This is a genomic window from Rhizobacter sp. P2_H2, from assembly GCF_056403375.1.
On sequence record NZ_JBFUFP010000550.1, the window covers coordinates 1 to 3642 of the forward strand.

General features: G+C 67.8%; 4 protein-coding genes. All 4 read left to right on the forward strand.

What is annotated here, in order from left to right:
• Positions 1 to 2: 2 nt before the first annotated feature.
• Complete coding sequence (dksA, locus tag AC1D15_RS22225; protein WP_477827675.1) at positions 3 to 329, forward strand: RNA polymerase-binding protein DksA; 327 nt, start codon at positions 3 to 5, stop codon at positions 327 to 329.
• 31 nt (positions 330 to 360) lie between these two features.
• Positions 361 to 2085 carry a hypothetical protein gene (locus AC1D15_RS22230; protein ID WP_465112812.1) on the forward strand — a complete coding sequence of 575 codons (1725 nt, stop codon included), beginning with the start codon at positions 361 to 363 and terminating at the stop codon, positions 2083 to 2085.
• A gap of 57 nt (positions 2086 to 2142) precedes the next feature.
• Positions 2143 to 2691 (forward strand): ATP-dependent protease subunit HslV, encoded by a 549-nt coding sequence (hslV, locus tag AC1D15_RS22235; protein ID WP_047509968.1) that lies wholly within the window; start codon positions 2143 to 2145, stop codon positions 2689 to 2691.
• Positions 2688 to 3642: ATP-dependent protease ATPase subunit HslU (gene hslU, locus AC1D15_RS22240; protein WP_477827676.1), on the forward strand; the 955-nt coding region annotated here is incomplete at its 3' end. The genes hslV and hslU, both read left to right, overlap by 4 nt.

Sequence of the window (3642 nt, forward strand, 5' to 3'; positions counted from 1 at the left end):
GGCTGCAGCAGCTGAAGGACGATCTGCTCAGCAACGCCGGCGAAACCACCGAGCATCTGCGCGAAGACACCTCGATCGTCCCCGATCCTGCCGATCGCGCGACCATCGAGGAAGAGCACGCGCTCGAGCTGCGCACCCGCGACCGTGAGCGCAAGCTTCTGAAGAAAATCTCACAATCCCTGGGCCGCATCGAAGCCGGTGACTATGGTTTCTGCGACGAAACTGGCGAACCGATCGGATTGGGCCGCCTGATCGCACGGCCGACCGCTACACTGTCCCTCGAAGCCCAGCAACGGCGCGAGCTGAAGCAGAAGATGTTCGGCGACTGACAAGTACCCTTCGCGCACCCCGTCACCCGACATGTCGGATCAGAAAGACAACACCAGCTTCTTCCGAAAGGTTGTCAAGTTCGTGGCCAACCCGGCCACGGACTGGGCGCAGCTCGGCACCCCCACGGAAGAAGCCCGCGAGAGCGAGTACGCCAAGTCCGAGCTGAAGGCGATGATCGAGCGCAAGCGGCGCAACGATTTCGTCCGCAAGCGCGAATTCGACATGCTGCGCAAGGTGCGCCGCGAAGGCCTGACCAGCGAGCAGCTGGCGGCACTGGGTGGATCCTCCCGCCTCGATGACTCCGAAGCCCGCATGCAGGACAGCGGCGCCAAGCCGGATGTCGGCGTGAAGGCCAAGATCGACGAGATCGAGCAGCAGATGGTCGGTGACGGCCTCGCCTCGCCGTCGCGCCGCCCACCCTCTTTCTACGACGCACCGACCCAGCCGGCGGCCATCGGCTACGCGGCGACCGAGCCCGACCAGAGCCGCATCCGGCCCGAGCCGGCCCGTGCGAACGGTGCGCGCCCGCCCGCAGCCCAACCGGTCACCCCCGCCCGCCCGCCCGCCGGCGCGCCGGCCACGGTCGTGATGGGTGCCGGCCTGTCGCCGTTGTCGCCGCTGAACCTCGACATCGCCGGCGGCGACCTGGGCAACCCGTATGCGGTGGAAGTGAGCGAAGTCGCCCACGACCCCGAACTCGACGAGGCGGTGATCGCGTTCGCGAATGCCGATTTCGAGAGCTGCGAATCGTCGCTCGCCGCGCTGACCGGCCAGGGCGGCCCGCGCGCCCAGCACGCCGAAACCTGGCTGGCGCTGTTCGACCTGTACCGCGCGATCGGCCAGCACCACAAGTTCGAGAGCCTTGCGATCGACTACGCCCAGCAGTTCGGCTGGTCGGCGCCACAGTGGTTCTCGATGCCCAAGTTGGTGGCCGAGGCCGCCGGCGAGGAGCGCCGCCCCAGCTCGCGCATCGACGGCCAGGTCGGCTGGGTGTGCCCGAGCATCGTCGATGCCGACGCGGTGGCCCGGTTGCGCTCGCAATCGCTGCAGATGCCGCTGCCGTGGGTGTTCGACTGGAGCTCGCTGCAAAGCATCGACGCCGAGGCCTGCGCGCGCATGAGCGAGCTGTTCCGCGGCTGGATCAACGAACCGCTCGACATGCGCTGGCTGGGCGGCGACCGCCTGATGCAGGTGCTGCAGGATGCCGCGCCCACCGGCGTGCGCGATGCCGACCCCGTCTTCTGGCAGCTGCGCCTCGATGCGCTGCGCATGGCCAACCGCGCCGACCAGTTCGACGAAGCGGCCATCGACTACTGCGTCACCTACGAGGTGTCGCCGCCGTCGTGGGAGAGCGCGAAATGCCAGGTGCGCATCAGCGGCTCGAACATGAGCACGCAATCGCCGCCGATGTCGGTCGTCAGCGATGTGTCGACCAGCTTCCTCGAATCGCAGATGCCCGACGAACCGGGCGTGCAGGTCGCGGGGGTCGAGCTGTCCGGCCAGCTGGTCGGTGACATCGGTGCCACGCTGACGAAGATGAACGACGAGCTGGGCCATGCCGAGGTCGTCAACGTCTCGTGCGCCCGCCTGATCCGCGTCGACTTCATCGCGGCCGGCGACCTGCTGAACTGGGTGCTGGCGCGCCGCGGCGAGAACCGCGCCGTGACCTTCTCCGAAGCGCACCGCCTCGTCGCGCTGTTCTTCGGCGCGATGGGCATCAACGAGCACGCCAAGGTCAAGGTTCGGGTGGTCTGATTCCCGGGTCACAATCTTCGGCTTGAAGCCTCGCGCTTCGCCCGAATCTGAGACCCCATGGATCAATACCACGGCACCACCATCCTGAGCGTGCGGCGCGGCAACCTCGTCGCGCTCGGCGGCGACGGCCAGGTCACCCTCGGCAACGTCGTCGTGAAGGCCACGGCCCGCAAGGTGCGCAAGCTGTACCGCGACCAGGTTCTCGCCGGCTTCGCCGGGGCCACCGCCGACGCCTTCACCCTCTTCGAACGCTTCGAGGCCAAGCTCGAGAAGCACCAGGGCCACCTGGTGCGCGCCGCGATCGAGCTGACCAAGGACTGGCGCACCGACCGCGTGCTGCGCCGCCTCGAGGCGATGCTGGCGGTGGCCGACAAGGAAGCCTCGCTGATCATCACCGGCAACGGCGACGTGCTCGAGCCCGAGAAGGGCATCGTCGCGATCGGCTCCGGCGGCTCGTATGCGCAGGCCGCCGCGATCGCGCTGCTGGAGCACACCGACCTGGCGCCGCAGGACATCGTCAAGCGCTCGCTCGAGATCGCCGGCGACCTGTGCATCTACACGAACCAGAACCACACGATCGAAATCCTGGGCGAAAGCACCCGATGAGCTCCATGACCCCGCAAGAGATCGTGTCCGAGCTGGACAAGCACATCGTCGGCCAGGCCGGCGCCAAGCGCGCGGTCGCGATCGCGCTGCGCAACCGCTGGCGCCGCCAGCAGGTCGACGGCGCGCTGCGCGGCGAGATCACGCCGAAGAACATCCTGATGATCGGCCCGACCGGCGTCGGCAAGACCGAGATCGCGCGCCGGCTGGCCAAGCTGGCCGATGCGCCGTTCATCAAGGTCGAGGCGACCAAGTTCACCGAGGTCGGCTACGTCGGCAAGGACGTCGACACCATCATCCGCGACCTGGTCGACATGGCCGTCAAGCAGGAGCGCGAGACGCAGATCAAGCGCCAGCGGGTGCGCGCAGAAGACGCCGCGGAAGACCGGGTGCTCGACATCCTGGTGCCGCCGCCGCGCGCCGCGAGCAGCGACTTCGGCCTGACACCGACCACGCCGGCCGCACCGGCGGCCGACAACACCGCCCGCCAGGTGATGCGCAAGCGGCTGCGCGAAGGCTCGCTCGACGACAAGGAGATCGAGATCGAGGTGGCCGACACCAAGCCGACGCTGGACATCATCGGCCCGCCGGGGATGGATGAAATGGCCGAGCAGCTGAAGGGCATGTTCGCCAACCTCGGCAGCGCCAAGCGCAAGCTGCGCAAGCTGAAGATCGGCGAGGCGCTGAAGCTGCTGGTCGACGACGAGGCGGCCAAGCTCGTCAACGAGGACGAGATCAAGACCGCCGCGCTGCACAACACCGAGCAGAACGGCATCGTGTTCCTCGACGAGATCGACAAGGTCGCGTCGCGCAACGAATCGAGCGGCGCCGATGTCTCGCGCCAGGGCGTGCAGCGCGACCTGCTGCCGCTGGTCGAGGGCACGACCGTCAACACCAAGTACGGCATGGTGAAGACCGACCACATCCTGTTCATCGCGTCGGGTGCGTTCCACC